Genomic DNA, 25853 nt, shown 5'->3' with positions numbered 1-25853 from the left:
ATCCGGGAGCCGGGCCCCCGGGGGGTCCCTCAGCGGTTCGGCGACGCGGGTCCCGCCGTTCCGCCTCAGGGGCCGGGCCACAGCCCGTCGTCCGTCAGACCGAGCAGGTCGATGGCGTTGCCGCGGACGATGCGCTCGACCACGTCCGCGGGCAGGTGCCCCATCTGCTCCTCGCCGACTTCCCTGGAGTGGGGCCAGGTCGAGTCCGAGTGCGGGTAGTCGGTCTCGTAGAGGATGTTGGGCACCCCGATGGACTCCACGTTCCGCAGTCCGAACGCGTCGTCGAAGAAGCAGCCGTGTACATGCTCGGCGAACAGTTCGGAGGGCGGGCGCAGCACCTTGTCGGCCACGCCTCCCCAGCCCCGGTTCTCCTCCCACACCACGTCGGCCCGTTCCAGGATGTAGGGAATCCAGCCGATCTGCCCCTCGGCGTACATGATCCTGAGGTGCGGGAAGCGGTCGAAGACTCCGCTCATCAGCCAGTCGACCATCGACAGGCAGCAGTTGGCGAAGGTGATCGTGGAGCCGACCGCGGGCGGGGCGTCCTCCGAGGTGGAGGGCATCCGGCTGGAGGAGCCGATGTGCATCGCGACGACGGTGCCGGTCTCCTCGCAGGCGCGCAGGAACGGGTCCCAGGCATCGGTGTGCACGGAGGGCAGGCCCAGGCGCGGCGGGATCTCCGAGAAGCAGACCGCGCGTACGCCGCGGGCGGCGTTGCGCCGTACCTCCGCGGCCGCCAGTTCGGCGTCCCACAGCGGCACCAGGGTGAGCGGGATCAACCGGCCCTGCGCCTGCGGGCCGCACCACTCCTCGACCATCCAGTCGTTGTAGGCCCGCACGCCCAAAAGGCCCAGTTCGCGGTCCTTGGCCTCGGTGAAGGTCTGCCCGCAGAACCGGGGGAAGGTGGGGAAGCACAGGGCCGACTGGACGTGGTTGACGTCCATGTCGGCCAGTCGCGCGCCCACGTCGTAGGAGCCGGGCCGCATCTGCTCGTAGGTGATGGCCTCCAGCCGCACCTCGTCCCGGTCGCAGCCGACGGCGGTGTCCAGCCGGGTGAGCGGGCGGCGCAGGTCCTCGTAGACCCACCAGTCGGCGAGCGGGCCCTCGTCGCCGGGGGCGCCCATGGTGGGCGCGAACTTCCCGCCGACGAAGGTCATCTCCTTCAGCGGTGCGCGGACGATGCGCGGGCCCGCTTCCCGGTGGCGGGAGGGGAGCCGGTCGCGCCACACGTGCGGGGGTTCGACCGTGTGGTCGTCCACCGAGATGATCTTCGGAAAGGTCTCCATACCGCCACGGTAACGCTGATCTGACGGTCCGTCAGCTCCGCGTTGCCGACACCTTCCGCGACGGCCCGTTTCCCCTCCGAATTCGAAGGGTTCGTAGAGAGGCCGGCACTCGGCTGACGGAATTGCCGAGAACAAGGCAGACTGACCCGTGCGGGGAACGGAGGAGTGCGGATTCGCAGGGGGCACACCAATGGGCGCCGGGGACCAGGAACAGGTCGGAACGGAGCGTCAGGGGAACCAGCTTCACTTCACTGTGCTCGGTCCAGTCCGCGCCTGGCGCGGGGACCAGCAGCTGACCATGGGCTCACCCCAGCAGAAGGCGCTGCTGGCGGCGCTGCTGCTGCCCGGAGGCCGCACCTCCACCGCCGAGGAGCTCATCGACGCGATCTGGGGCGAGGACCCGCCCGACCGGGCCAAGGCCGCGCTGCGCACCTACGCCTCGCGCATCCGCAAGGCCCTCGGCTCCGCCGCCGGGATCCTGGTCAGCGAATCAGGCGGCTACGCCGTCCGTACCGGCCCCGAGGCCACCCTGGACGCGGAGACGGCGCACGAACTCGCCGTACGCGCCGAGAAGGCGGCCTCGGCAGGCGACCGCGAGGCGGCCCGCGCGCTGTACGGCTCCGCGCTCGCCCAGTGGGCCGGCGAACCGCTCGCCCACGTCCCGGGCCCCTACGCCGAACACCAGCGCGTCCGGCTGGGCGAGTGGCGGCTCGGCCTGCTGGAGCTGCGGCTCGACCTCGACCTCCAGGTCGGCGGCCACGCCGAGGCCGTCAGCGAACTGACCGCGCTCACCGCCGCGCACCCGCTCCGGGAGCGGCTGCGGGAACTGCTGATGCTCGCCCTCTACCGCAGCGGACGGCAGGCCGAGGCACTGGCCGTCTACGCCGACACCCGCAAACTGCTCGCCGACGAACTCGGCGTCGATCCGCGCACCGAGCTGTCCGAACTCCAGCAGCGCATCCTCGAGGCCGACGACGAGCTGGCCTACCAGTCGGCCGAGGACCCGTCCGCACCCGGCACCGAGGCCACCCGGCCGGCCCAGCTCCCGGCGACCGTTGCCGACTTCACCGGGCGGGCCACCTTCGTGTCCGAACTCGGCGACGAGCTGGCGCAGACCGACGGCACGGTGATGGCGGTCTCCGCCGTCGCGGGCATCGGCGGCGTCGGCAAGACGACCCTCGCCATCCACGTGGCGCACGCCGCCGCCGACCGGTTCCCCGACGGCCAGCTCTACGTCGACCTCCAAGGCGCCGGAGCCGCCCCGGTCGACCCCGAGACCGTGCTCGGCTCGTTCCTGCGCGCGCTCGGGGTCGCCGACTCGGCCATCCCCAGCGGCACCGAGGAGCGCTCCGCGCTCTTCCGCTCGCTGCTGGCCGGGCGCCGGGTGCTGACCCTGCTCGACAACGCCCGGGACGCCGCCCAGGTGCGGCCCCTGCTGCCCGGCGCCTCCGGGTGCGCGGCCCTGGTGACCAGCCGGGCGCGGATGGTCGACCTGGCCGGCGCCCACCTGGTGGACCTGGACGTGATGAACCCCGAGGAGGCCCTCGCCCTCTTCACCCGGATCGTCGGCGCGGAGCGGGTGCTCCCCGAACGCGAGGCCGCCATGGACGTGGTGGCGGCCTGCGGTTTCCTGCCGCTGGCCATCCGGATCGCCGCGGCCCGGCTGTCGGCCCGCCGCACCTGGACCGTCTCCGCGCTCGCCGCCAAGCTCGGCGACGAGCGCCGCCGGCTGGACGAGCTCCAGGTCGGCGACCAGGCCGTGAAGGCCACCTTCGAACTCGGCTACGGCCAGCTCGACCGCGAACAGGCCCGCGCCTTCCGGCTGCTGGGGCTCGCCGAGGGGCCGGACATCTCCCTGGACGCCGCGGCGGCCCTCCTGGACCGCGCCCCGGAGGAGAGCGAGGACCTGCTGGAATCTCTGGTGGACACCTCCCTGCTGGAGTCCGCCGCGCCCGGCCGCTACCGCTTCCACGACCTGGTGCGCCTCTTCGCCCGCGCGTGCGCGGAGCGGGACGAGCAGCCCACCGGCGAGTGCGAGTCGGCGCGGGCCCGGCTGCTGGACTTCTACCTCGCCACGGCGAGACACGTGTTCGCCTGGGACCATCCCCGCGACCGGACCGTCGACCATCTGGGCCCGCCGATGGGCGAAGGGCTGGATTTCCCCGGCCAGGAGAGCGCCCTGGAGTGGCTCTTCACCGAAGGGGAGTGCCTGATGGCGGCGATCGGGCAGGCGGCCTCCCGCGGGGCCCTCCGCCCGGCCGCCGATCTGCTCGTGGCCACCAAGGACCTCGCGGACTCCGGCGTCCACTCGCTCCGCTACGAGCGGGCGGCGGCAGTGGTGCGGGAGGCCGCGGAGCGGGCAGGCGAGGCCCTCCCGGGAGCACGCGCGGGCATCATGCTGACCCACGCCCACGCGCTGGCCGGGCGGTTCCCGCAGGCCGAGGCGGAGGCGGTGCGCGCCCTGGAGCTGGGACGCTCCGCCGACGACCCGCTCTCCTGCTCCTACGCACCGAACGACCTCGGCATCCTCGCCACCTACCTCGGCCGGCACGAGGAGGCGGAGAACCACCTGGAGGCGGCCATCCTGGCCTTCCGCGCCGATGAGAACCGGCCCTCGGAGGCGAGCGCGCTGTGCAACCTCTCGCGGGTCCACACCGCGCTGGCGCGGCACGACAGTGCGGTCGAACTGGCCATGCAGGGCGTGGCCGTCTACGAGGAGATGGACAGCACGCTGCGGATGGCCAACGCGCTCTACACGCTGGGCTCCGCGCTCTCGGCCGCCGGGCGGGGGGAGGAGGGGCTGCGGCACCTCACGGAGGCGCGCGAGATCTTCCACGTCAGCCGCCAGTCGCGGTGGGAGGGCGTCACCCACTTCCGGATCGCCGAGGCGCACCTGCTGTCCGGGGACGCGGCCCGGGCCGCCGAGCACGCCGAGCAGGCCATCGCGCTGCGCGTCATCGGCGGTGAGTGGCGGAAGGCGACGGTCCTCGTCGTCCTGGGCAAGGCGCTGGCCCAGCTGGGCCAGTCCCGGCGCGCACGGGCCTGCCTGGAAGAGGCGCTGGCCATCTTCGAGCCGCTCGGCTCGCCCGAAAGTGCCGAGGTCAGAGACCTGCTGACGCGGGTCGCTGAGCACTGAGAGCCCCCTCGCGGCCTCGATTATCGGGCGTTCATCAATCGTTTATCGCTCTCGGCGATGCTCTTACTCAACGATCCGCCGCGTCGGGGGGCAGGCGGGTCAGGGGGGAAGCCGCTGGCCCCGGTACGGTGAGCGGCCGCAACAGACCCGTCCGGCGGTCCTCGGGGGAGCTGCCGGGCGGGTTTCCACCAGGGACTCAACGCCCTAGATCGAGGAGCTAGCCACCATGGCCACTCACGAGCAGACCGTGGACGAGCAGGAAGAGTCCACAACGGGGACCGAGAACAGCCACGGCACCAGCACGCCCAGCACCGAGAACAACCACGGCACCAGCACGCCGATGGTCGCCCAGAACAACCACGGCACCATCCTTCCTGAGGCGTCGCAGGAGCCCGGGACGTCCGAGGACTCCCGGATATCCGGGGAGTCCGAGGAGTCCGGGGAGCCCGAGCAGGCCCGAGTCGGCGCCCGGTAACGAGACCATCACCGCAGGGGGAAGAAGCGCGGGTCGCCATCGACGGCGTAGAGGGGGAGTCGTCGATGGCAACCCGCGCCTTCACCGCCGGGGTGCGGGCCCGGGCCCGCACCCGGCGGCCACGCCCGCCGACGACCGGCCCGCTCAGGACCGGTGCGGACAGGTCGCCGGTTCTCCGGGCAGAACGCCCGGAGTTGGGTACTGAACAGTCAAGGCACAAGCATTCGATCCCGAACCGATCTGGAGTCACCGTGAGTCGTGTAAGAAGCCTTCTTGCCGCAACGGCGCTCGCCTTCGGCCTCGTCGGTCTGCTGGCGGGGTCCTCCCTCGCCGCCACCGCCGATCAGCCGTCCGTGGGGCACCACCTGACCGCCGGTGCCGCCCACACGGAGAACAACCACTCCACCTGAGCGCCGGGGCCGCTCACGCGGCAGAACGACCACCGCACCTGAGCCGGGTGAGTCCCGGCCCGGGTCCGCGCCGGGGCCGCACCGTCCGCCCCGGCGCGGATCCGTTTCCGGCCCGGGCCCGCGCGCACCCGGCGCAGCGCCTTCAGGGCCGCGCACGCAACCGCGCCTTGACCACCTTCCCCGCAGCATTGCGGGGCAGTTCGGCCACGAACGCGACCTCGCGGGGCACCTTGTAGTTGGCCATCTCCCGGCGGGACCAGGCGATCAGCTCGTCCGCGGTCACCGTCGCATCGCGGCGGCGCACGGCGAAGACCTTGGCCACCTCGCCGAGGCGGCGGTCGGGGACGCCGACCACCGCGGCCTCGGCGATGTCGGGGTGGCGGAGCAGGAGTTGCTCGATCTCGGCCGGGTACGCGTTGAAGCCGCCGACGACGAACATGTCCGTGATCCGGTCGGTGATCCGCAGGTTGCCGTCGGCGTCCAGCACTCCCACGTCACCGGTGTGCAGCCAGCCGTCCGGGGTGCGCACCCGGGCCGTCTCCCGGGGTTCCTCGAAGTAGCCGGACATCACGTGGTAGCCGCGCACCAGCACCTCGCCCGGGGTGCCCGGTGGCTGCCGGGCGCCGGAGCCGGCGACGACCTTCACCTCCGTCCCCGGGATGGCACGGCCGGAGGTCGCGCAGACGACTTCGGCCGGGTCGCCGCGGCGGCACATGGTCACCGTCCCGGACGCCTCGGTCAGCCCGTAGGCGGTGAGCACGGTGCCGACCTTCAGCTCCGTGCGCAGCCGCTCGACCAGCTCCAGCGGGACGACGGCCGCGCCGGTCACCACCAGCCGCAGCGCGGAGAGGTCGTGCCGACGGCGGGCGGGGTGGTCGAGCAGTGCCTGGTGCAGCGTGGGCGGGCCGGGCAGCACGCTGATCCGTTCGGCGGCGATACGGGCCAGCGCGGCCTCCGCGTCGAAGACGGACTGCGGGACCATCGTCGCGCCGCGCAGCAGGCAGGCGATGATCCCGGCCTTGTAGCCGAAGCTGTGGAAGAACGGGTTGACGATCAGATAGCGGTCGCCTGCGGTCAGTCCGGCCAGTTCGCTCCAGCACGCGTAGACGCGCAGGGTCTGCTCGTGGGTGAGGACCACGCCCTTGGGGTGACCGGTGGTTCCCGAGGTGAAGGTGATGTCGGACGGTGCCTCGGGGGCGATCCGCGCCGCGCGTGCGCGCACCGCCTCGGCCGGGACGCCGGCGCCGCCCGCCAGGAAGTCCGCCCAGGTGCGGAAGTTCTCCGGCGCGTCGTCGGCGAGCACCACCACCTCGCGCAGGTGCGGCAGGCCGGGCAGCGGTCCCGTGCCCGGCCCCTGGCCCGCGGCGCGGCGCAGCGCCGCGACGTAGGAGGTGCCCAGGAAGGTGCCGGTGACGAACAGCAGCCGGGCGCGGGTCCGGGTCAGCGCATAGCCGGCCTCCGCGCCCTTGAAACGGGTGTTGAGCGGCACCAGGACGCCGCCCACGGTGACGGCGCCGAGCGCGGCGACGATCCAGTCCGCCGTGTTGGGCGCCCAGACGGCCACCCGGTCGCCCGGTCGCACCCCGGTGGCCAGTGCGGCGGCCGCTGCCCGCTCGACGCGCTCTCCCAGTTCGGCGTAGGTGATCCGGGTGCGGCCGTCGGCAACCGCCTCGCGTGGCCCGTACCGCTCGGCCGCGCTGCGCACCAGTTCGGGGATGGTCCGCGGGATGGTTCCGTCCGCGGGCGAAGGGGCCGTACCGCTCACCGTGCGCCTCCCTGGTCGGTCCGGGCCGGACGTGCCGCTGCCGGTGCCGCTGCCGGACGACGTCGCCGCGGCGGCCGGTCCGCCGAGGTCCGACGACCCCGACACGCCTGACACACCGTCAGATTAGCGGTAGCCTCCCGCACTGTCAGCACCGGAGACGCCAGGGGCCGACCCGTGAGGGCGCCCACGCACGGCCGGGAGGACGCCATGAAGGACGCCACGGCGATCGTCGGCATAGGCCGGACGCCGTTCGCCAAGCAGCTCCCCGAATCCGAGAAGACCCTCGCCTGCCGCGCGATCCTGGCGGCACTGGAGGACGCGGGCATCGCCCCTGCCGAGGTGGACGGCTTCGCCTCGTACACGATGGAGGAGACCGACGAGGTCGAGGTCGCCAAGTCGGTCGGCGCGGGCGACGTGACCTTCTTCGCCAAGGCCGGTTACGGCGGCGGCGGTTCCTGCGCCACCGTCGCCCACCTGGCAGCGGCAGTGGCCACCGGCCAGGCCACGGTGGGCGTGGCCTGGCGTTCCCGCAAGCGCGGCTCCGGCGGCCGCCCTTGGCGGAAGACCACCGCGCAGCTCCCCACCCCCGCGCAGTGGACCCGGCCCTTCGGACTGCTGCGCCCGGCGGACGAGATCGGCATGCTCACCCGGCGCTACATGCACGAGTACGGCGCCACCCGCGACCACCTGTTCAACGTGGCGCTGGCGTGCCGCAACCGGGCCAACCAGAACCCCGCGGCGATGATGTACGAACGGCCGCTGACCCGCGAGATGTACATGACCTCCCGCTGGATCAGCGAGCCGCTGTGCCTGTTCGACAACTGCCTGGAGACCGACGGCGCCCTGGCGTGCGTCGTGGTCTCCGCCGACCGCGCCCGCGACTGCCGCAGCAGACCCGTGTACGTGCACTCCGTCGCGCAGGGCCTGCCGGCGCAGCACCACGGGATGGTCAACTACTGGGCCGAGGACCCCCTGCGCGGCCCGGCCTGGACGGCGGCGCAGCAGCTCTGGAAGCACGCGGATCTGTGTCCACAGGATGTGGACGTCGCGCAGATCTACGACGCCTTCACCGCGCTCGTCCCCCTCTCGCTGGAGGGGTACGGGTTCTGCGGGCGCGGCGAGGGCGCCGCCTTCACCGAGGGCGGCGCCCTGGAGATCGGCGGCCGGCTGCCGCTGAACACCTCCGGCGGCGGCCTCAGCGAAGCGTACGTACACGGCTTCAACCTGATCACCGAGGGCGTCCGCCAACTGCGCGGCACCTCCACCGCCCAGGTACCCGACGCCGCCACCTGCCTGGTCACGGCGGGCGAGGGCGTGCCCACCTCCGCACTGCTGCTGAGGAGTTGATCCCGATGACCGCGCGGACACCGCCGCCCGCCGCCTCCCCGGCGGAGACCGGCCTGCTGCTGCCCGTACCCGACGACGACGGAACCCCGTTCTGGTCCTACGCCGCCGCGGGCGAACTGCGCGTCCAGGCGTGCGCCGACTGCGGTGCCCGGCGCTTCCCGCCCCGCCCGTGCTGCCCGCACTGCCAGTCGTTCGACAGCGACTGGCAGCGGACGAACGGCCGCGGACGCGTCTGGTCCTACGTGGTGGCCCATCCGCCGCTGCTGCCCGGATACGCCGAAGCGGCCCCCTACAACGTCCTGGTGATCGAACTCGCCGACGACCCGGCGATCCGGCTGGTGGGCAACCTGGTCGCCGCGCCGGACGCGCCGCTGGGCTCGGCGCCCGGCGACAGGCTGCGCATCGGCGCGCCGGTACGCGCCGTCTTCCGGGAACTGGGCGACGGCGACCGGCGGATGACACTGCCGCGCTGGGTGCTGGAGCGGCCGTGAGCATCCGCGTCGCACGGCAGGACGGCGTCGCCGTGGTCACACTGGACCGTCCCGAGAGACACAACGCGCTCGACCTGGCCGACGCCCGCGCGCTCACCGGCCTCTGGCGCGACCTGCGCACGGACGGCTCGGTGCGGGCCGCGGTGGTGACCGGATCGGGCGGCCGGGCCTTCTGCACCGGCATCGACCGGGCCGCCGCCGAGGCGGAGGACGCGATCCCGCAGCCGCACGCCCCCTTCGCGATCGAGGACCCGCTGCTGTCGATCGGGCCGAAGAGCTGCGACCTGTGGATCCCGGTCGTCGCCGCCGTGGAGGGCATGGCCTGCGGCGGCGCCTTCTACCTGCTGAGCGAGGTGGAGTTCCTCGTCGCCACCGAGGAGTCCGCCTTCTTCGACCCGCACACCAGCTACGGCATGGTCGGCGCCTACGAGGCGATGGGGATGGCGCAGCGGATGCCGTTCGGCGAGGTCGCGCGGATGGCGCTGATGGGCGCCGCGGAGCGGATCTCCGGACGCCGCGCCTACGAGACCGGGCTCGTCTCCGAGCTCGCACCCGTCGGCGGGGCGCTGGCCGCGGCGCTGGAGTGCGCACGGGTGCTGGCCCGGCACCCGGCCGCGGCCGTGCAGGGCACCGTGCGCGCCGTGTGGGCGGCGAAAGAGGCTGCCCGCAACCAGGCGATGGCCCAGGCTCCGCCCCTGATCGCGCTCGGCAACCTGCCGCCGCGGCAGCAGGCCGCGCTGTTCCGGGAGCGCGGCAGGGGCACCTTCCGCACCCGCTAGCGGGTGCGGTCCCGGCCGGTTGCCGAGGTGGCGTCCGGGAGACGGACCGCTGAGGCGACCGGCGGGCGTGCCCCGGGTCCCGGCGGGTGTGCGCCCCTGGCCCGGCGGGTGTGCGCCCCTGGCCCGGCGGAGCGCGGCTGCCCGTGGCGCGCGGCGCGGCCCGGCAAGGTGCGGGCGGCCGAGACTGCCGGGCGCAGCCCCCGACACCGGCGGCCCGCGCCTTCTACCGTTCCGGCATGCAGAAGCGCGACCACGAGCCCGTCTTCATCCGCAGCCGCTGGGGAACCAACCGGTACGTGTACAACCCGAACAACCCGGTCGGCCTCGCGCTGATCGTCATCACGGTGTTCCTCGTCCTGGGCAGCCTGTTCCTGTTGGGGCACTCCACCCCCTGAGCGGCGTCGCCCCGGGGGCCGGTCTCCTGAACCGGCCGGCCCCGGGGTCGGCCGGTTCAGGAGACCGAGGTGACCTCGCACTCGCGGACCTTGCGCAGCTGGTCGGGGTGGTCCATCGGCACCTGGACCGTCTTGCTGCGGCCGGGGCGCACCACGGCGATGGCCGAACCCGTGTCGACGGTCTTGCTGTTGCCGTCACGGAAGGCCACCTCCACGTCGAAGGTGCCGTTGCTCCCGCCGGAGTTGCGGACCCGCACGGTGGCACCGGGCTCGTCCCGGTTCTTCAGGTTCTTCCCCGCGGCCGCGGCGCACTCGGTGACGGTGCCCGAGCCCCTGGCCCGGGAGCTGCTGGAACTGCCGGAGGTGGTGGTGCCGTAGCTGTCGTCGCTGTCGTAGTCGTCGTCGTAGTCGTCGTAGTGCCGGCTGGAGCTGTGGCTGCTGGACTTCTTGCTGCTGCAACCGCCGCCGCCGTGCCCGCTGCGGCTCTTGCTGTGGCTCTTGCTCCCACCGCGGCCGCCCGAGGACCGGGCCGGGCTGAAGCCGCTCAGCGCCACGAGCACGAGCGTGACGGCGGCGATCAGCTTGAGATGACGCATCCGCTTCATTGGGACTCCCCCGAGACATCGTTTTGCGACCGTCGGTGCGCGCCGCGCGCACACGGCGCCCGAGGGCGCGACGGCACCCCCGTCAGACAGTTGTCGCGTGCAGTACAACTCCTATCATCGGCTCAGGACGCGCGCAGTGGCGAGGGGGTTCCCGGCGGCGTAGCGTCGGATGCGGATCACGCACCCGTGCGGCGCCGGGAGCGGCGCCGGAAAGCGAGGCGAGACCATGATCCGGAACCTTCTCGGGTCCCTGCTCGCCCTCACCGGAGCGGCGGCCGCCGTATACAGCCCCTTCCGACCGTGGTACGACGGCCGCCTTGGGCGTGATTTCCGCATCGACGACCTCTTCACGGGGACCGGTGTCACCAGCGCCGGTGCGGCCCTGTTCACCGGGCTGTTCGTGCTGATGCTGGCCGTGGCGGTGATCGCCGTGCTCGGCGTGCTGCTGCGTTCGCGGCTGACCGTGGCGCTGGCGGGCGTGCTGGGCCTGGGTGTCACCATCCTGTGGATGGTGCGGCAGGGGCAGGCCGCCGGAAGCCTCTCCGCCGGCAACACCGGCGGGCTGGCCTCCGGAGCCTGGCTCGCCCTGGGCGGCGGATTCCTGCTGCTGCTCGCCGGGGCCCTGATGTCGGGCCGCCGCGTCGCGGCCCGACGACGGCACGCGGCCGAACCGGCAGCCGCAGCGCCGCCCTTCCACGGGGCACCGGACCGCACCGAGGACACCCTGGAGCAACCGTACGTGGGGCCCCCGCCGCCGGAGCGGCCCTACGCCGATCCCCGGTGGCAGCAGCCGCCGCCGGGACCGGGCGCGGGCGCAGCGCCTCCGCAGGCGTACCCGGGGCCGCCGCCGCCCGAGCCGGGGGCACCACCGCCGCAGCAACCGTACGGCGGGCCCCGGCAGATGCACCCGGAACCGCCCCTGCCCGAGGGCCCCGAACCGTACGAGCCGCAGCCCGGCACCCAGGGGGCTCCGCTGGACGAGCCGTACGAGCGGCGGCCCGAGGACGCCTGGCCGCCCTCCGGGAACCGGCGGTCCGGCAACCCCGGCAGCCCCGGCAGCCCCGGCAGGCCCGGCAGCCCCGGCGACCCCGACGACGAGGACACCTGGCCGCACCGCGGTCGGGACGCGGCCTGAGCGACCCGCCCCACCCCGCTCCCGGCCCCCACCCGGTTGCGCCCGGTGGGGGCGCCCGGGACGCGGACCGGGAGAAGCGAGTTCAGGCGGAGTGCCGGGCCTGGCCGGTGCCCTTCGTGGCGTCCAGCGCGTAGACGCAGCGGTCCTTGCTGCACGCGTACACCACCCCGCCGACGACCACCGGCGAACCGGTGATCTCACCGCCGGTCGCCAGCTTCCAGCGGAGCTGCCCGCCCACCGCGTCGACGGTGTAGAGGCAGTGGTCAGCGGAGCCGAAGTGCACCCGCCCGTCGGCGACGACGGGCGCGCCCACCACATCGGCGCCGGTCGCGAAGCGCCAGCGGGGTGTCCCGCTCACCGCGTCCAGCGTGTACAGGGCGCTGCCGCTGCCGAGGTGCACCAGCCCGTCCGCGGTGACGACCGGCTCGGTCGAGTGCCGCGGCTCGGTGGCGATCCGCCAGCGGTCGTGACCGGTACCGGAGTCCAGCGCGTAGACGGTGCCGAGATAGTCGGCGAGGTAGACGCCCCCGCCCGTCACCCCTGGGCCCGGTACGAACGCGGGCGGGCACAGGAAGGCGGCCGGGGCGTCGAACCGCCACCGCTCGCGGCCGGTCGCGGCGTCCAGCGCGAACACCCGGGAGCCCGCACACACGTACAGGGCACCGTCCGGCGCCGACGTCACCCGCACGGGAACCCCACCGGTGGCGGAGGCGTCCCCCACCGGGTAGGTCCAGCGCTCCGCGCCGGTGCGCGCCTCCAGCACGTACAGCCGTCCGTCGGCCCAGGTGCAGACGGCGCCGTCGGCGATGACCGGCCCCGCCTCCGGGGTCTCGAAGTCGGCCTGCGCGCCCGTCAGCTCCCACAGCTTCTCGCCGCTGGCGGCCTCCCACGCCTGGACCCCGCCGCCGCGGGTACCGGTGACCACGGTGCCGCGGTCGACCTGGAGCGAGTAGACCCAGCCGTCGGTGGCCAGCCGCCACCGCTCGGAGCCGTCGGTGGCGTCCAGCGCGTACAGGCTGGGCCCGTCCGAGGCGTGCACCCGACCCCCGGAGACCGCCATCGACCAGGCGACCTCCCGGGTCTTGAACTGCCTGCGCCCGCTCGCCACGTCCAGCGCGTGCACCTCGAAGGAGGTCACGTACAGCAGCTCGTCGGCGACCACGGGCGACCCCCACACGTCGTTCGACATCCGGAACCGCCACGGACGCCAGCGCTGCGGACCGTCCGGCTGCGGGCCCCCGCCGACCTGCCCCGGCCCCGCGGGCGGCGGCGACTGCGGCACCCCGGAGTGCTGCTGCTGGAGCGGCGGTCCGGTGGGCGGGGGGACAGCGGAGGCCTGCCCCGGACCGTGGTCGGAGTGCCCGGCATGCCGCGGCCCCGGGGCCCCGTAGGGGCGGGCCAGCGGGTGCGGAGCGGACGGCGCCGGTGCTGCCGGTTCGGCGGACGACAGCGACGGCACCGCCGCCGAGGCGGGCCTGTGCGGCTGCTGCGCATACGGCTGGGCGGCGCCCTGCGGGGCGCCGTCCCGGCCGGTGGGCGGACGCACCCAGCCGGAGGTGGCGGCCGCCTCGGCGTCCCGGCCGGTCTCGTCGGGGCGCCGTGGTCCTGGTCCGATCGGCACCTGCGCGCCGGGCAACTGCACGGACCCGGCACCGGGGGTTCCGGGCTGGGCGGCCGGGCGCGAGACGACCGGCCCCGCGTCCACGCCCGGACCCTGGGCCGAGCCGGAGGCCGGGCCCGGCACCCCGTCGGACGCGGACCCGCCCGCGGCGCCGGACGGCCCGGTCGAGCCGACGGCACGCGGCCCGGGCGGGATGCCCTGGTCCCACTCCGCGACGGCGGCGCCGGCTCCCCCCGGTGCGGAGGCCGCCGGGTCCTGTCCGCCGGCCGCGCGTCCGGCGGCCGGCGGCCCGCCGGGTCCCACGGACCCCAGGGCCGAGCCTCCGGCGGCGGCCGCTGCACCCGGTCCGCCGCCGCCTCCGGCCGCGCCGGGCCCGGACCCGGCGGGTGCTCCGTCGGCTGCGGCCGCGTTCTGCCGCCGCATCGTGCGGCCGCCTCTGCGGCGCTCGATCAGCGAGACGGCCGTGGACGGCAGCCATGCCGACACCGTGCCGCTGTCATCGCTCCCGGCGCCGAAGAGGTGCGGGGCGAGTTGCGCCTGCAGATCGGCGGGCGTGGGCCGCTCCTCGGCGGCCATCCGCATACAGGAGTCGATGAGCGGCCGCAGCGCCTCGGGCAGCCCCTCCAGGTCGGGCCCCTCGCGCAGCAGCATGAAGACCGTCTCCACCGGGTTGGCACCGTGGAAGGGCGCGTGGCCGGTGGCGGCGAAGACGAGGGTGGAGGCGAGCGAGAAGATGTCGCTGGCCCCGGTGACGCTGCGGGAGTCCCGCGCCTGCTCGGGGGACATGTAGGCGGGGGTGCCCACGGCGACGTTCGTCATGGTCAGCCGGGTGTTGGAGACACCCGAGGCGATGCCGAAGTCGATGACGCGGGGACCGTCCTCCAGCACGAGCACGTTGGACGGCTTGAGGTCGCGGTGCACCAGGCCCGCGCCGTGGATGGACTGGAGCGCCTCGGCGACCCCCGCCGCCAGCCAGCGCACGGCCTGCACGGGCACCGGTCCGCACTCGGTGACTATTTCCTCCAGGGAGGGCGCGGGCACGTAGGCGGTGGCCAGCCACGGCACGGCAGCGCGCGGGTCGGCGTCCACGACAGCGGCGGTGTAGAAGCCGCTCACGGCCCGGGCCGCCTCGACCTCGCGGGTGAAGCGCACCCGGAAGAGCTGGTCCTCGGCCAGCTCGGTGCGCACCGTCTTGATCGCGACCCGGCGGCCGGACGCCGAGCGGGCGAGGTAGACCAGCCCCATACCGCCGGAACCGAGACGGCCCAGCACCTCGAACGGGCCGATCCGCCGCGGATCGTGCTGTGTGAGCTGCTCCACCACTTGTCCTGCCACCTCCCCGTAGGGGCCGTAAAATCTGCCCGTTCCCACCCCGTGCAGCCTCTCACTGCCGTGCCGGACCTGGCGGTCCGGACGCTGATTCTTCCTGGCGAACGCGCCGGTTGCGAACCCGGGGGCGGCACGTACGTGTCGTCGCATGCGGACAAAGCCCCGAATGGGCCGGAGAATCCGACGTGCCCCCTCGGACGAGTATCACCCCGATTGCCCTCACCCCCGCCGGAGAAGTGAGTGCACCCCGTTTGCCCGCTGACGAATCGCGGGCCGATCACCCCTCGGTAAGCTGACGGCATGACAGGACAAGTGCGAACCGTCGACGGCCGGGTGGCCGGACGCCGCGGTCAGGCGACACGGCAGAAGCTGCTCGACTGCCTCAGCGAGATGCTCAGCTCCTCGCCCTACCGCGACGTCAAGGTCATCGACGTGGCACGGAGAGCAGGCACCTCTCCGGCGACCTTCTACCAGTACTTCCCCGATGTCGAGGGCGCCGTCCTGGAGATCGCGGAAGCCATGGCCAAGGAGGGCGCGGCCCTCACCGACCTGGTTGCCGGGCGCTCCTGGACCGGCAAGGCGGGCCGACAGACGGCCGAGGACCTGGTCGAGGGCTTCCTGGGGTTCTGGCGCAAGAACGACGCGATCCTGCGGGTGGTCGACCTGGGCGCCGCCGAGGGCGACAAGCGGTTCTACAAGATCCGCATGAAGGTCCTCAACTCGGTGAACAACTCACTCGCCGACGCGATCAAGGACCTCCAGTCCCGGGGCAGGGTCGACAAGGAGGTCAACGCCGCCGCGGTGGCGGGCTCCCTGGTCGCCATGCTGGCCTCGGTCGCCGGGCACCAGAAGGGCTTCCAGAGCTGGGGCGTCAAGCAGGCGGAGCTGAAGCCGAGCCTGGCGCTGCTGGTCCACCTCGGGGTGACGGGGAAGAAGCCCGCCAAGTAGCCCCGGCCGCTTCCCCGGCACCCCCCGGTCCCGTCACCGGTTCTCGGGCTCCCTGCCTGCGGGCCCACGGTGTCCGGGCTCATGGTTCACGGACTCATGGTTCGCGGACTCATGGTTCGCGGACTCATGGTTCGCGGACTGATGCCGTCCGCGCTCCGGGCCTTCGGGCGCACGGCTTCCGGCCTCGCGGCTTCCAGGCGCATGGCTTCCGGGCGCATGGCTTCCGGACTCGCGGCCTCCGCCCGCGCGGCGTTCGAGCCGGAAGATGCGGATCCGGCGCTCCGTCCGGGACTGGTACGCGGCGTACGGCGGCCAGAACCGCAGCAGCTCCCGCCACGCCCGCTCCCGTTCGTCCCCCTCCAACTGCCGCGCCCGCACCGGAATGTTCCGCCCCCGGTAGCTGATCCACGCCTCCGGGTTCCTGCGCAGATTGCCGGTCCAGGCAGGATGGCCCGGCCTGCCGAAGTTGCTGCCCGCCAGCAGCCAGCTCCCCCGGTCCTCCTCGGGCAGGCACGCCAGTGGCGTGTGCCGCGGCTGCCCGCTCCTGGCGCCCGTCGACGTCAGTACGACACCGGGCAGCAGCCGGGTGCTGAGCATGGTCCGCCCACCGGACAGGCGGTGCACGGCCCGGTCCAGCGCGGGGATCACATGCGGTGCGATCCGGGCGAAGGCCCTGGTCGACGACATCCTCCGGATCAGCTTCACGGTGCCGGTCCCGGCCATCAGACAGCCGCCCCCGCTCTCGCGCACGCCCTCGCGCGCGGCCCGAACAGCGCCGCGCGGTCCGCGGCGCGCGCCCGCAGCCGGTGCACGGGGCCGAACAGCAACTCATCGCCCGCCGCGCGCTTGAAGTAGCGGTGCGCCACGTGTTCCCAGGTGAACCCGACCCCGCCGTGCAGCTGCACGGCCTCGGCCGCGGCCAGCCGCTGGGCTTCCAGCGCCTGCGCCAGCGCCAGCGCGCTCACCGTCGCCGGGTCGTCGTCCACCGCGCCGCCGGGCGGGCCGCCGGCGTCCCGGGCAGCCCGCGCAAGCCGGTCGGAGCCGCCGGGGCCGCTGAGCCGGTCAGGGCTGTCGGGCCGGTCGGCCTGCGCGGCCGTCCATGCCGCGTAGTACGCGGCCGAGCGCGCCGCCTGGACCTGCACGTACACGTCAGCCAGCCGGTGCCGCACCGCCTGGAACGAGCCGATGGGTCGCCCGAACTGCTCCCGGAGCTTGACGTACTCGACGGTATGGGTGAGCGCGCCGTCCGCGGCGCCCACGGCCTCGGCGGCCAGCACCGCTGCGGCTCGCGGACCGGCCGCCAGAAGCGCGGAGCACATGTCGCGGTCGACGCCGCCGCGGGCGCCACTGCTGTCGCCGCCGTCCACGACGGTTGTGTCACCGACCATGCCGCTGGCGGTGCCGTCCACGGCTCCGGTGCGACCGCCGCCGGGCCCGAGCAGAGCCGCCTCGACGTCGCGGAGTCGGACGCGGGCCGCCGGGCGGGTCTCGTCCAGCACGGTGTGCCGGGTGCGGACCAGACCGTGCGCGTCACCGCGGACCAGGAACAGCGGCGTACGGCTGCGGGTGAAGCCTCCGGTGTGCGCGGCGACGAGCAGCAGTCCGGCGCTGTGCCCGCCGAGCACCTGCGCCACCTCCCCGTACAGCCGCCACCCCGCGTCCGTGCGCCGGGCCTGGACACCGCCCGCGCGGCCGCCGCCCGCCCACGCGTGCCCGGAGCCGGCGAGTCCGAGGGCCGCGGTGAGTGCGTGGCCCGGGACGGCGAGGGCGGCGGTCAGTTCGCCGGAGGCGAGCCGCGGCAGCAGCCGGTCGCGCTGGTCGGCGCAGCCGTACCCGGCCACGAGCGGGGCGGCGAGGACGGCGGTGGGCAGCAGCGGGGAGGGCAGCAGGGCGCGGCCTGCCTCCTCGAAGGCGAGCGCGAGTTCCAGGGCGCCGCAGCCGGCACCCCCGTGCTCCTCGGGCAGCGCCAGACCCGGCAGGCCGAGCTGCCCGGCGAGGGTGCGCCACAGCGAGGTGTCGTACCCCTCGGGGGCCTGCACGGCGGCCTTGACCTCCTCGGGTCCGCAGCGCCGTGCGAGCAGGTCCCGCACCGTGTGCCGGACGGCTTCCTGCTCCTCGGTGAACGCGGTGTCCATGGGCAGCGCCCCCTGCGGATCGACGACTGGCGGACTCGGACGACGTAACTGACGGGGCGTCATATTAAAGACCTGCGGACGGAATGCCCAGGGCCCGCGCATCCGGACCCCCACGACCCCGGGGCCCGCACCCGGTACGGACCCTGCCGCCCGACACCGGACCTGATGTACCGTCAGATTCATGCCGGTCGCCACCAGCCCGCAGCACACCGCCGCACGCCGCGTCGCGGTCGCCGGGGTCGCGCTCTGCGACCCGGAAGCACCCGAGGGAGCCGCGACGCCTTACGCACTGCACGCGCAGGCCGCCCGCCGCGCCCTGGCCGACGCCGGAATCGACCGCTCCCGGGTGGACGGGCTCGCCTCGGCAGGGCTGGGCACCCTGGCCCCGGTGGACGTCGCCGAATACCTGGGGCTGCGGCCCACCTGGGTGGACTCCACCTCGGTCGGCGGGGCCACCTGGGAGGTGATGGCCGCGCACGCGGCGGACGCCATAGCCCAGCGGCGGGCCGACGCCGTGCTGCTCGTCTACGGCGCGACGCCGCGCACCGACCTCAAGGCCGGGCGCCGCACCGCCGACCTCTCCTTCGGCGCCCGCGGCCCCCTCCAGTTCGAGGCGCCCTACGGGCACACGCTCGTCGCCAAGTACGCGATGGCCGCCCGGCGGCACATGCACGAGTACGGCACCACCCTCGAACAGCTCGCCGAGGTCGCCGTGCAGGCCCGGGCCAACGCCGCGGCCAATCCCGAGGCGCTGCACCGCGAGCCGGTCACCGTGGCGGACGTGCTCTCCGGGCCGGTGATCGCCGACCCCTTCACCAAGCTGCACTGCTGCGTCCGCACCGACGGCGGGTGCGCCGTACTGCTCGTCGCCGAGGACCTGGTGCCCGACCTGGCCGCGGAGCCCGTGTGGGTCCTCGGCTCGGGCACGGCGGTCTCGCACACGACGATGTCCGGATGGGCGGACTTCACCGTCTCCCCCGCCGCCGTCTCCGGACCCGCCGCCTTCGCGCGGGCCGGAGTGACCCCGCAGGACATCGATGTGGCGCAGATCTACGACGCCTTCACCTACATGACCCTCGTGACGCTGGAGGACCTGGGCTTCTGCGCCAAGGGCGAGGGCGGCGCGTTCGTCGAGGGGGGCCGGCTGCTGCGGGAGGGCGCGCTGCCGGTGAACACCGACGGCGGCGGGCTGTCCGCCTGCCACCCGGGAATGCGGGGGCTGTTCCTGCTCGTCGAGGCCGTCCGGCAGCTCCGCGGCGAGGCCGGCGCCGGCCGGCAGGTCCGCCGACGCGACGGGACGCTGCCCCAACTGGCCGTCGCCTCGGGGACGGGCGGCTGGTTCTGCTCGTCCGCAACGGTGGTGCTGGGGCGCGGCTGAGCCGGTGCGGTCCCGGCCGGAACCGCGGGGACCGGCCGCGCCCCGGACCGGACCGGAACCGCTCGTACCTGCCAGAACCGCCAGAACCGCCAGAGCCGCTAGAACCGCTAGAACCGCTAGAACCGCTAGAACCGCTAGAACCGCTAGAACCGCTAGAACCGCTAGAACCGCTAGAACCGCTAGAACCGCTGGTACATGATGTGCAGCCCCACATAGCCGTGCCGAGGGTGCAGGAACCCTTCCTCCAGGGTGGCGACGATCGCGAAGCCGAGCGACTTCCACAGCGCCACGGCGGCGGTGTTGGTCTCCACCACGGCGTTGAACTGCATCGCCCGGTAGCCCTCCCGCCTGGCCCACTCCAGGGCGTGCTCCCCCAGCGCCCGGCCGACGCCCTTCCCCGCGTGGTCGGGGTCGACCATGAAGCTCGCTCCGGCGATGTGCGCGGCGCCGCCCATGTGGTTGGGGTTCATCTTGGCGGACCCGAGCACCGTTCCGTCGTCGTCCACGGCCACGACGGTGCGGCCGGGCGGCGGGAGCATCCAGGTGCTGCGGGCCGCGTCCTCGTCCATGTCGCGGGGGTAGGTGTAGGTCTCCCCCGCGGCGACGATGCGCAGGAGGAAAGGACGGATGGCCGGCCAGTCGGCCTCGGTGGCGGTTCGGATCTGCACCCGGCCAGCATGCGTCAGGCGCGGCCCTTCGCACCAGCGATTACCCTCCGGATCGGCTACTCCCCGGCGGGCCGGAAGACCGGCACGAGCCGCGGCCGGACGGCCTCGCCGCCGCTCGCGTCCCCGGCACCCTCGCCGCCCCCGCCGCCCGGCGCGGTCGTGGCGATCCGAGGGACGCTCCGAGCGGCTCTCCCGCCGACCGCGGCTCCCCCGTCGTCCCCGGCGATCGCGGCTGCCTCAACCGGCCGGAAGGCGACCCGCAGCGCCATCCCCGTCCGCAGCGCTTCCGGCGGGCAGTGCGTGACCTCCGTCATCATCCGCGGCCCCTCCGCGAGCTCGACCACGGCCGCCACGTACGGGACCCGGGCCCCGAAGGGCGGCAGGTCGTTGCGGTGGACGACGGACCAGGTGTAGAGCGTGGCCCGGCCGTCGGCCTCCTCCCAGTCGACGTGCTCGCTCCAGCAGTGCGGACAGAACTCGCGCGGGTAGTGGTGCGCCGCGCCGCAGCCCTCCGCGCGGCAGCGCCGCACCAGGAGCCGCCCCTCGGCGGCGGCCTGCCAGTACGGCGCGGTGAAGGCGTCGATGTCCGGCAGGTCGAACCGCTGCTGTGCCGCTGGTCCGCTCACGGAGCCCCCTCGCGCCGACGTCGTGCCGCCGCACCCGGGGCGCGGTACGGAACCGGTCACCCCCGAAAACTGACGACACGTCAGTTCTACGGCTTCCGGGTGCTCGCCCGCAAGTGCCGGCGGGCCACCCTAGGATTGTGGTCATGCCCATGTCCGAAAACGGCACACCCGTCCATATTCTCGGGGCCGGCCCCGGCGGCCTGGCCACCGCCGCGGCCCTGCGGGAGCGCGGCATCAGCTCCGTCGTACTGGAACGGAGCCACGCCGTCGGCTCCTCCTGGCGCGGCCACTACGACCGGCTCCGCCTGCACACCACCCGGACTCGGTCCGCACTCCCCGGGCTGCCCCTGCCCCGCGCGTACGGGCGCTGGGTCGCCCGCGACGACGTGGTGCGCTACCTGGAGAAATACGCCGCGCACCACCGGATCGAACTGGCCACCGGCGTCGAGGTGCACAGGCTGGAGCGGGCCGACGAAACGGAAGGCGCACCGGCTCCCGCGGACGGCACGCGGTGGATCCTGCACGCCAACGGCGGACGGCGGCTGACCGCACCCGCCGTCGTCGTCGCGACCGGCTACAACCACACCCCCTACCTACCCCCCTGGCCCGGTCGTGACGACTTCACCGGGGAGCTGCTGCACGCCTCCCGCTACCGCTCCCCCGCGCCCTACGCCGGTCGCGACGTACTGGTGGTGGGCGCGGGGAACACCGGCGCCGAGATAGCCGCCGACCTGGCCGAGGGCGGCGCCGGACGCGTCCGGCTGGCCGTGCGCACCCCTCCGCACATCCTCCGCCGCTCCACCCTCGGCTGGCCCTCGCAGCTCAGCGCGATCATGGGCCGGAGGCTGCCGGTGCGGCTCGGCGACGGGCTGGCCGCGCAGGTCGTCAGATTGTCCGGCCCTGACCTGACCCGGCACGGGCTGCCCCGCCCCGAGACGGGCCTGTACACCCGGGCCCGCCAAGGCACCACCCCGGTACTGGACGTGGGGCTCGTGGCCGCGGTGCGGCGCGGCAAGGTCGAGCCGGTGGCCGCCGTCGAGTCCTTCGACGGCGGAAAGGTGACGCTCGCGGACGGCGGGACGCTCTCCCCGGAGGTGGTCGTCGCCGCCACCGGGTACCGGCGCGGCCTGGAGGACCTCGTCGGCCATCTGGGAGTACTCGACTCCCGCGGGCTGCCCCGCGCACACGGCCGCCGCACCCACGCGACCGCGCCGGCCCTCTATTTCACGGGCTTCTCGAACCCGCTCAGCGGCACCCTGCGCGAACTCTCGCTGGACGCCCGCAGGATCGCCAGGGCCGTGGCGCGCGCCGCGCGCTGAGCGGAGAGCGCTGAGCGGGGAGCGCTGAGCGGAGAGCGGGAAGCGCCGAGCGGGGAGCGGAGAGCGGAGAGCGGGGAGCGGAGAGCGGAGAGCGGCGAGCGGAGAGCGGCGAGCGGAGAGCGGAGAGCGGAGAGCGGAGAGCGGAGAGCGGCGAGCGGAGAGCGGCGAGCGGGGAGCGGCGAGCGGCAGGCTGCCGCCGAGCGGGTGGTGGCGGGGGGCGGCTCCGGGACGCAGCGGGCCGGTGCGGCAAGAGGCCGGGGGCTCGGCGACGCGCGTCCCGGGGACAGCGAGCCGTCACGACGGGGGGCGGGTCACAGCGGAGAGGGACCGGCGACGACGGCAGCGGTGGCTGCGGTGTCGTCGCCACTCCGGGCCGACCGCGCCCCGGGGCCGGTCGTGCGGGTTGACTGCGCGGGGGTTCCTGACGCCGCGTCAGTTCAGTAATCTGACATAGCGTCAGTTCCGCGGAGGCGTCAGTCCCCGGCAGGCCACCACACGGGAGTGGGCGAGAGAACATGCTCGGATCGACTCACGGGACCCTCACCACGACCCCCCGCTCGGCCCGGGTACTGGCCTGCGGCGAGCGCGCACCCGGCGGCGCCGTGCACGGCCGGGCCAGGGACGCCGCCGACCCCGCAGACCCCTCATACGCGGCGCTCGACGTCAGCGGACGCCCACTGCACGCACCGGTACCGGACCTGGAGCGGTTCTTCCGTCCGGAGGCCGTGGCCGTCGTCGGCGCCTCGGACGCCGAGGGGCGGCCGCACGCCGGGATCACCCGCCTACTGGTCGGCTGGGCCGAGCGGGTCGGCGCCCGCCTGCACCCGGTGCACCCCAACCGGCGCACGGTCTTCGGGCTGCCCTGCGCCCCCAGCGTCGCCGCACTGCCCGAACCGGTGGACACGGCCGTGCTGCTCGTCGCCGACCCGCTGCCCGTCCTCGCCCAACTGGAGGGCACCAAGACCCGGTTCGCCGTCGTCTTCGCCTCCGGGTTCGCCGAGACCGGCGAGGCGGGTGCGGCCGCGCAGGCCCGGCTCGCACAGGCCGCCGCACGCTCGGGGGTGCGGCTGCTGGGCCCGAACACCAACCTCAACGCCTTCGAGCACTTCCGCGAGGACCTCGAAGGGCCGGCCATCGCCCTGATCACGCAGTCCGGCCATCAGGGGCGCCCCGTCTTCGCCCTCCAGGAGCTGGGCATCCGGGTCTCGCACTGGGCGCCGACCGGCAACGAGGCGGATCTGGAGACGGCGGACTTCCTCTCCTACTTCGCCACCCTGCCCGAGGTCGGGGCCGTCGCCGCATATCTGGAGGGGCTCAAGGACGGCCGCTCCTTCCTGCTGGCGGCCGACCGCGCCGCGCGCCGCGGCGTCCCGGTCGTCGCGGTGAAGGTGGGCCGCACCGAGACCGGCGCGCGGACAGCCGCGTCGCACACCGGGAAGCTCACCGGAGCGGACGCGACCGCGGACGCGGCGATGCGGCAGTTCGGCGTCACCCGGGTGAGCGGACTGGACGAGTTGCAGGACACCGCCGCGCTGCTGGCGCGCGCCCGGCCACCGCGGGCGGAGGGCGTGGCCGTGCACGCGATATCGGGCGGCACGGGGGCGCACTTCGCCGACCTGGCCACCGCCGAGGGGCTGAGCCTGCCCGCCCTCTCCCCGCAGAAGCAGGCGGAGCTGCACCAGTGGATCCCCGACGACCTCCCGGTCGCCAACCCCGTCGACAACGGCGGGCACCCGGTGGGCGACGGACGCGGCCGCAGGATCATCGACGCGCTGCTGGCGGACCCGCATGTCGGCGTGCTGGTCTGCCCCATCACCGGCCCCTTCCCGCCGATGAGCGACAGGCTGGCCCAGGACCTGGTGGACGCCGCCGAGGAGACGGACAAGCTGGTCTGCGTCGTATGGGGCTCTCCGGTGGGCACCGAGGACGCCTACCGGCACACCCTGCTGGGCTCCTCACGAGTGGCGACCTTCCGCACGTTCGGCAACTGCGTGCGGGCCCTCCGCGCTTACTTCGACCACCACCGCTTCACCCGGAACTACCGCTCCCCCTTCGACGGGGTGCCGCGCACCCCCTCCCCCTCGTTCCGCAAGGCCCAGGGGCTGCTGCGCCCGGGGCACTCCTTGAGCGAGCACGCGGGCAAGCAACTGCTGCGCGCCTACGGCATCCGCGTCCCCCGCGAGCAGCTGTGCACCAGCGCGGCGGGTGCGGTCCGCGCGGCCGCGCAGGTCGGCTACCCGGTCGTGATGAAGGCGTCGGCGCCGCAGCTCGCGCACAAGAGCGAGTACGGCCTCGTCCGGCTCGGGCTCACCTCCGCCAGCCAGGTGCGGGACACCTACCGCGAACTGACCGAGGGCGCCCTGGCCGAGGGCGTCGAGCCGGAGGGCGTGCTGGTGTGCCAGTTGGTCGATCCGGGCATCGAGATGGCCGTGGGCATCACCCAGGACGCACTGTTCGGGCCGACCGTGACGGTGGGGCTGGGCGGCGTGCTGATCGAGGTCCTGCGGGACACGGCGGTGCGGGTCCCGCCCTTCGGGGAGGACGAGGCCCGCGCGATGCTGGGCGAACTGCGCGGCGCCGCACTGCTGCACGGGGTGCGCGGCAGGCCGCCCGCCGACACCGACGCGCTCGTGGAGGTCGTCCTGCGCGTGCAGCGCATGGCCCTGGAGCTGAGTCCGGGCGCCCGCCGAAGCAGCGGCGCGGACGACGGAAGCGGCGGCGACGGTGGAAGCGGCGGGCTGGCGGAGCTGGACATCAACCCGCTGGTGGTACTGGAGCGCGGGCAGGGCGCGGTCGCGCTCGACGCGCTGGCCGTCTGCCGTTGAGCCCCCGTCCGACGATCGGTGCCCCGGCCGCGCCCCCGGCCGGGCCTGCGAGAGGAGGCTGCACAGTGACGTCCTCGCCCCGCAACACGTCCCGCGCGGAGCCCGGGCCCGTACCTGCGCCCGAGCCCACGGAAGGCTCCGCCCGCGCCACCGGCGTACGCGCTGCGCACGTGGAGGAGCCGCTGGGGCACGCTGTCGCCCAGGCCACCCGCAACGCCGTCTCGTGGATCACCCTCGACCGCCCGCACACGCTGAACGCGCTCACCTGGGAACAGCGGGAGCGGCTCATCGCACTGTTGGCCGACGCCTCGGCGGATCCCGGTGTCCGGGCCGTCGTGCTCACCGGGCGGGGCCGGGGCTTCTGCTCCGGTGCCGACCTCAGAAGCGACTCCGGCAGCGCCTCCGGGGGTGGCTCCGGGAGCGCCTCCGGCGTTCGGTCGGGGAGCGGGGAGCGGGTCGCCGGGGACGTGGCCCGCACGCTCGAGAGGGGGGCGCAGCGGCTGATCGCGGCCGTACTGGACTGCGAGAAGCCGGTGCTGGCCGCGGTGAACGGCATCGCCGCGGGGCTCGGCTGTCATCTCGCCCTGGCCTGCGACTTGGTGCTGGCCGCCGAGGAGGCGTCGTTCGTGGAGGTCTTCGTACGCCGCGGGCTGGTGCCCGACGGGGGCGGGGCCCATCTGCTGACCGGGCTGGTGGGGCCGCGGCGGGCGAAGGAGCTGATGTTCTTCGGGGACGCGCTGCCCGCCGCGGAGGCCGAGCGGCTCGGGCTGGTCAACCGGGTCGTGCCCGCCGGGGCCCTGAAGCGGACCGCGCGGGAGTGGGCGGAGCGGCTGGCCGCCGGGCCGACCCGCGCGCTGGCCCTCACCAAACGGCTGGTCGACTCCGCGCAACACATGGACCGCTCGGCCGCGTTCTCCGCCGAGGCGTGGGCGCAGGAGATCAACATGACCACCAGGGACGCACGGGAGGGCCTGGCCGCCTTCGTCGAGCGGCGCGATCCGGCGTTCGAGGGCCGTTGACCGGCCCGCGCCCTCGTCGGCCGCCCCAGGCGCGCTTCCCCCGGTGCCGTGGACCCGGCTTCGAGGCGGGGTGGAGCACCGTGGTTACTCTGGAGTTGCCGTGCGCGTCGGCACGACGGCGAGGAACTGTCCGCAATTTCCGATCTGACGAAGCATCAGGT

At 74.3% G+C, this 25853-nt stretch carries 19 protein-coding genes and 2 pseudogenes; 13 read left to right on the top strand and 8 right to left on the bottom strand.

Annotated features, from left to right (window positions below; translation table 11 throughout):
* Window positions 1-65: 65 nt before the first annotated feature.
* On the bottom strand, window positions 66-1286 hold the full coding sequence (locus ACFYNS_RS15420) for an amidohydrolase family protein (protein WP_388603192.1): 1221 nt from the start codon (window positions 1284-1286) through the stop codon (window positions 66-68).
* 190 nt (window positions 1287-1476) lie between these two features.
* Here ACFYNS_RS15420 and ACFYNS_RS15415 point away from each other — a divergent pair, with 190 nt between their 5' ends.
* The 3 genes from ACFYNS_RS15415 (at window position 1477) to ACFYNS_RS15405 (ending at window position 5307) form a co-directional block, all read left to right on the top strand.
* Window positions 1477-4422, top strand: a complete 2946-nt coding sequence (locus tag ACFYNS_RS15415) for a BTAD domain-containing putative transcriptional regulator (RefSeq protein ID WP_388603190.1) — start codon at window positions 1477-1479, stop codon at window positions 4420-4422.
* A gap of 226 nt (window positions 4423-4648) precedes the next feature.
* Entirely contained in the window at window positions 4649-4897 is a 249-nt protein-coding gene (locus ACFYNS_RS15410; RefSeq protein ID WP_360302740.1) for a hypothetical protein, read from the top strand.
* 251 nt (window positions 4898-5148) lie between these two features.
* Window positions 5149-5307, top strand: a complete 159-nt coding sequence (locus ACFYNS_RS15405; RefSeq protein ID WP_360302738.1) for a hypothetical protein — start codon at window positions 5149-5151, stop codon at window positions 5305-5307.
* 142 nt (window positions 5308-5449) lie between these two features.
* Here ACFYNS_RS15405 and ACFYNS_RS15400 read toward each other — a convergent pair whose 3' ends face one another.
* Window positions 5450-7072 (bottom strand): FadD3 family acyl-CoA ligase, encoded by a 1623-nt coding sequence (locus ACFYNS_RS15400; RefSeq protein WP_388603188.1) that lies wholly within the window; start codon window positions 7070-7072, stop codon window positions 5450-5452.
* Window positions 7073-7279: 207 nt separating this feature from the next.
* Here ACFYNS_RS15400 and ACFYNS_RS15395 point away from each other — a divergent pair, with 207 nt between their 5' ends.
* From ACFYNS_RS15395 to ACFYNS_RS15380, 4 genes are all read left to right on the top strand, one after another.
* Window positions 7280-8419: a lipid-transfer protein gene (locus ACFYNS_RS15395; protein ID WP_360302745.1), complete on the top strand. Its 1140-nt coding sequence runs from the start codon at window positions 7280-7282 to the stop codon at window positions 8417-8419.
* A 5-nt stretch (window positions 8420-8424) separates the two neighbouring features.
* Window positions 8425-8910 carry a Zn-ribbon domain-containing OB-fold protein gene (locus ACFYNS_RS15390; RefSeq protein ID WP_388603185.1) on the top strand — a complete coding sequence of 162 codons (486 nt, stop codon included), beginning with the start codon at window positions 8425-8427 and terminating at the stop codon, window positions 8908-8910.
* The gene (locus ACFYNS_RS15385; RefSeq protein ID WP_388603183.1) at window positions 8907-9689 is read left to right on the top strand and encodes an enoyl-CoA hydratase/isomerase family protein; all 783 of its coding nucleotides are present in this window, start codon (window positions 8907-8909) and stop codon (window positions 9687-9689) included. The genes ACFYNS_RS15390 and ACFYNS_RS15385 overlap by 4 nt, the downstream gene beginning before the upstream one ends.
* A gap of 236 nt (window positions 9690-9925) precedes the next feature.
* Complete coding sequence (locus tag ACFYNS_RS15380) at window positions 9926-10084, top strand: hypothetical protein (protein WP_360303529.1); 159 nt, start codon at window positions 9926-9928, stop codon at window positions 10082-10084.
* Between the two features lie 56 nt (window positions 10085-10140).
* On the opposite strand, the gene ACFYNS_RS15375 is transcribed toward ACFYNS_RS15380, so the two are convergent.
* A complete protein-coding gene (locus tag ACFYNS_RS15375; RefSeq protein ID WP_388603180.1) occupies window positions 10141-10689 on the bottom strand; it encodes a hypothetical protein in 549 nt (182 codons plus the stop codon).
* Between the two features lie 226 nt (window positions 10690-10915).
* Here ACFYNS_RS15375 and ACFYNS_RS15370 point away from each other — a divergent pair, with 226 nt between their 5' ends.
* A complete protein-coding gene (locus tag ACFYNS_RS15370; RefSeq protein WP_388603178.1) occupies window positions 10916-11824 on the top strand; it encodes a hypothetical protein in 909 nt (302 codons plus the stop codon).
* An 82-nt stretch (window positions 11825-11906) separates the two neighbouring features.
* Here the strand turns inward: ACFYNS_RS15370 and ACFYNS_RS15365 are convergent, their stop codons facing one another.
* Window positions 11907-14768, bottom strand: coding sequence for a PQQ-binding-like beta-propeller repeat protein (locus tag ACFYNS_RS15365; RefSeq protein WP_388603278.1), 2862 nt, complete (start codon window positions 14766-14768; stop codon window positions 11907-11909).
* A 306-nt stretch (window positions 14769-15074) separates the two neighbouring features.
* On the opposite strand from ACFYNS_RS15365, the gene ACFYNS_RS15360 reads away from it, so the two are divergent.
* The gene (locus ACFYNS_RS15360) at window positions 15075-15722 is read left to right on the top strand and encodes a TetR family transcriptional regulator (RefSeq protein WP_075002673.1); all 648 of its coding nucleotides are present in this window, start codon (window positions 15075-15077) and stop codon (window positions 15720-15722) included.
* Window positions 15723-15968: 246 nt separating this feature from the next.
* On the opposite strand, the pseudogene ACFYNS_RS15355 reads toward ACFYNS_RS15360, so the two are convergent.
* Window positions 15969-16445 (bottom strand): annotated as a pseudogene (locus ACFYNS_RS15355) (nitroreductase/quinone reductase family protein); the annotation flags it as partial.
* Window positions 16445-17857: an acyl-CoA dehydrogenase family protein gene (locus ACFYNS_RS15350; RefSeq protein ID WP_388603174.1), complete on the bottom strand. Its 1413-nt coding sequence runs from the start codon at window positions 17855-17857 to the stop codon at window positions 16445-16447. The gene ACFYNS_RS15350 and the pseudogene ACFYNS_RS15355, both read right to left, overlap by 1 nt.
* A gap of 181 nt (window positions 17858-18038) precedes the next feature.
* Here ACFYNS_RS15350 and ACFYNS_RS15345 point away from each other — a divergent pair, with 181 nt between their 5' ends.
* Window positions 18039-19235 (top strand): acetyl-CoA acetyltransferase, encoded by a 1197-nt coding sequence (locus ACFYNS_RS15345; protein WP_388603172.1) that lies wholly within the window; start codon window positions 18039-18041, stop codon window positions 19233-19235.
* A 179-nt stretch (window positions 19236-19414) separates the two neighbouring features.
* Here ACFYNS_RS15345 and ACFYNS_RS15340 read toward each other — a convergent pair whose 3' ends face one another.
* On the bottom strand, window positions 19415-19903 hold the full coding sequence (locus ACFYNS_RS15340; RefSeq protein ID WP_360294149.1) for a GNAT family N-acetyltransferase: 489 nt from the start codon (window positions 19901-19903) through the stop codon (window positions 19415-19417).
* Window positions 19904-20100: 197 nt separating this feature from the next.
* A pseudogene (locus ACFYNS_RS15335) lies at window positions 20101-20529 on the bottom strand (Zn-ribbon domain-containing OB-fold protein); the annotation flags it as partial.
* 149 nt (window positions 20530-20678) lie between these two features.
* Here ACFYNS_RS15335 and ACFYNS_RS15330 point away from each other — a divergent pair.
* From ACFYNS_RS15330 to ACFYNS_RS15320, 3 genes are all read left to right on the top strand, one after another.
* The gene (locus ACFYNS_RS15330; RefSeq protein ID WP_360294160.1) at window positions 20679-21848 is read left to right on the top strand and encodes an NAD(P)/FAD-dependent oxidoreductase; all 1170 of its coding nucleotides are present in this window, start codon (window positions 20679-20681) and stop codon (window positions 21846-21848) included.
* 515 nt (window positions 21849-22363) lie between these two features.
* Window positions 22364-24673, top strand: coding sequence for an acetate--CoA ligase family protein (locus tag ACFYNS_RS15325; RefSeq protein WP_388603170.1), 2310 nt, complete (start codon window positions 22364-22366; stop codon window positions 24671-24673).
* Between the two features lie 170 nt (window positions 24674-24843).
* Window positions 24844-25692 (top strand): enoyl-CoA hydratase-related protein, encoded by an 849-nt coding sequence (locus tag ACFYNS_RS15320; protein WP_360294157.1) that lies wholly within the window; start codon window positions 24844-24846, stop codon window positions 25690-25692.
* The last annotated feature ends 161 nt before the right edge of the window (window positions 25693-25853 follow it).

It is taken from the genome of Streptomyces sp. NPDC006925 (assembly GCF_042869575.1).
In the GTDB taxonomy this organism is placed as follows: Bacteria; Actinomycetota; Actinomycetes; order Streptomycetales; family Streptomycetaceae; genus Streptomyces.
Note: the sequence above shows the minus strand (reverse complement) of the source record. Positions and strands in the feature narration are given on the sequence as shown.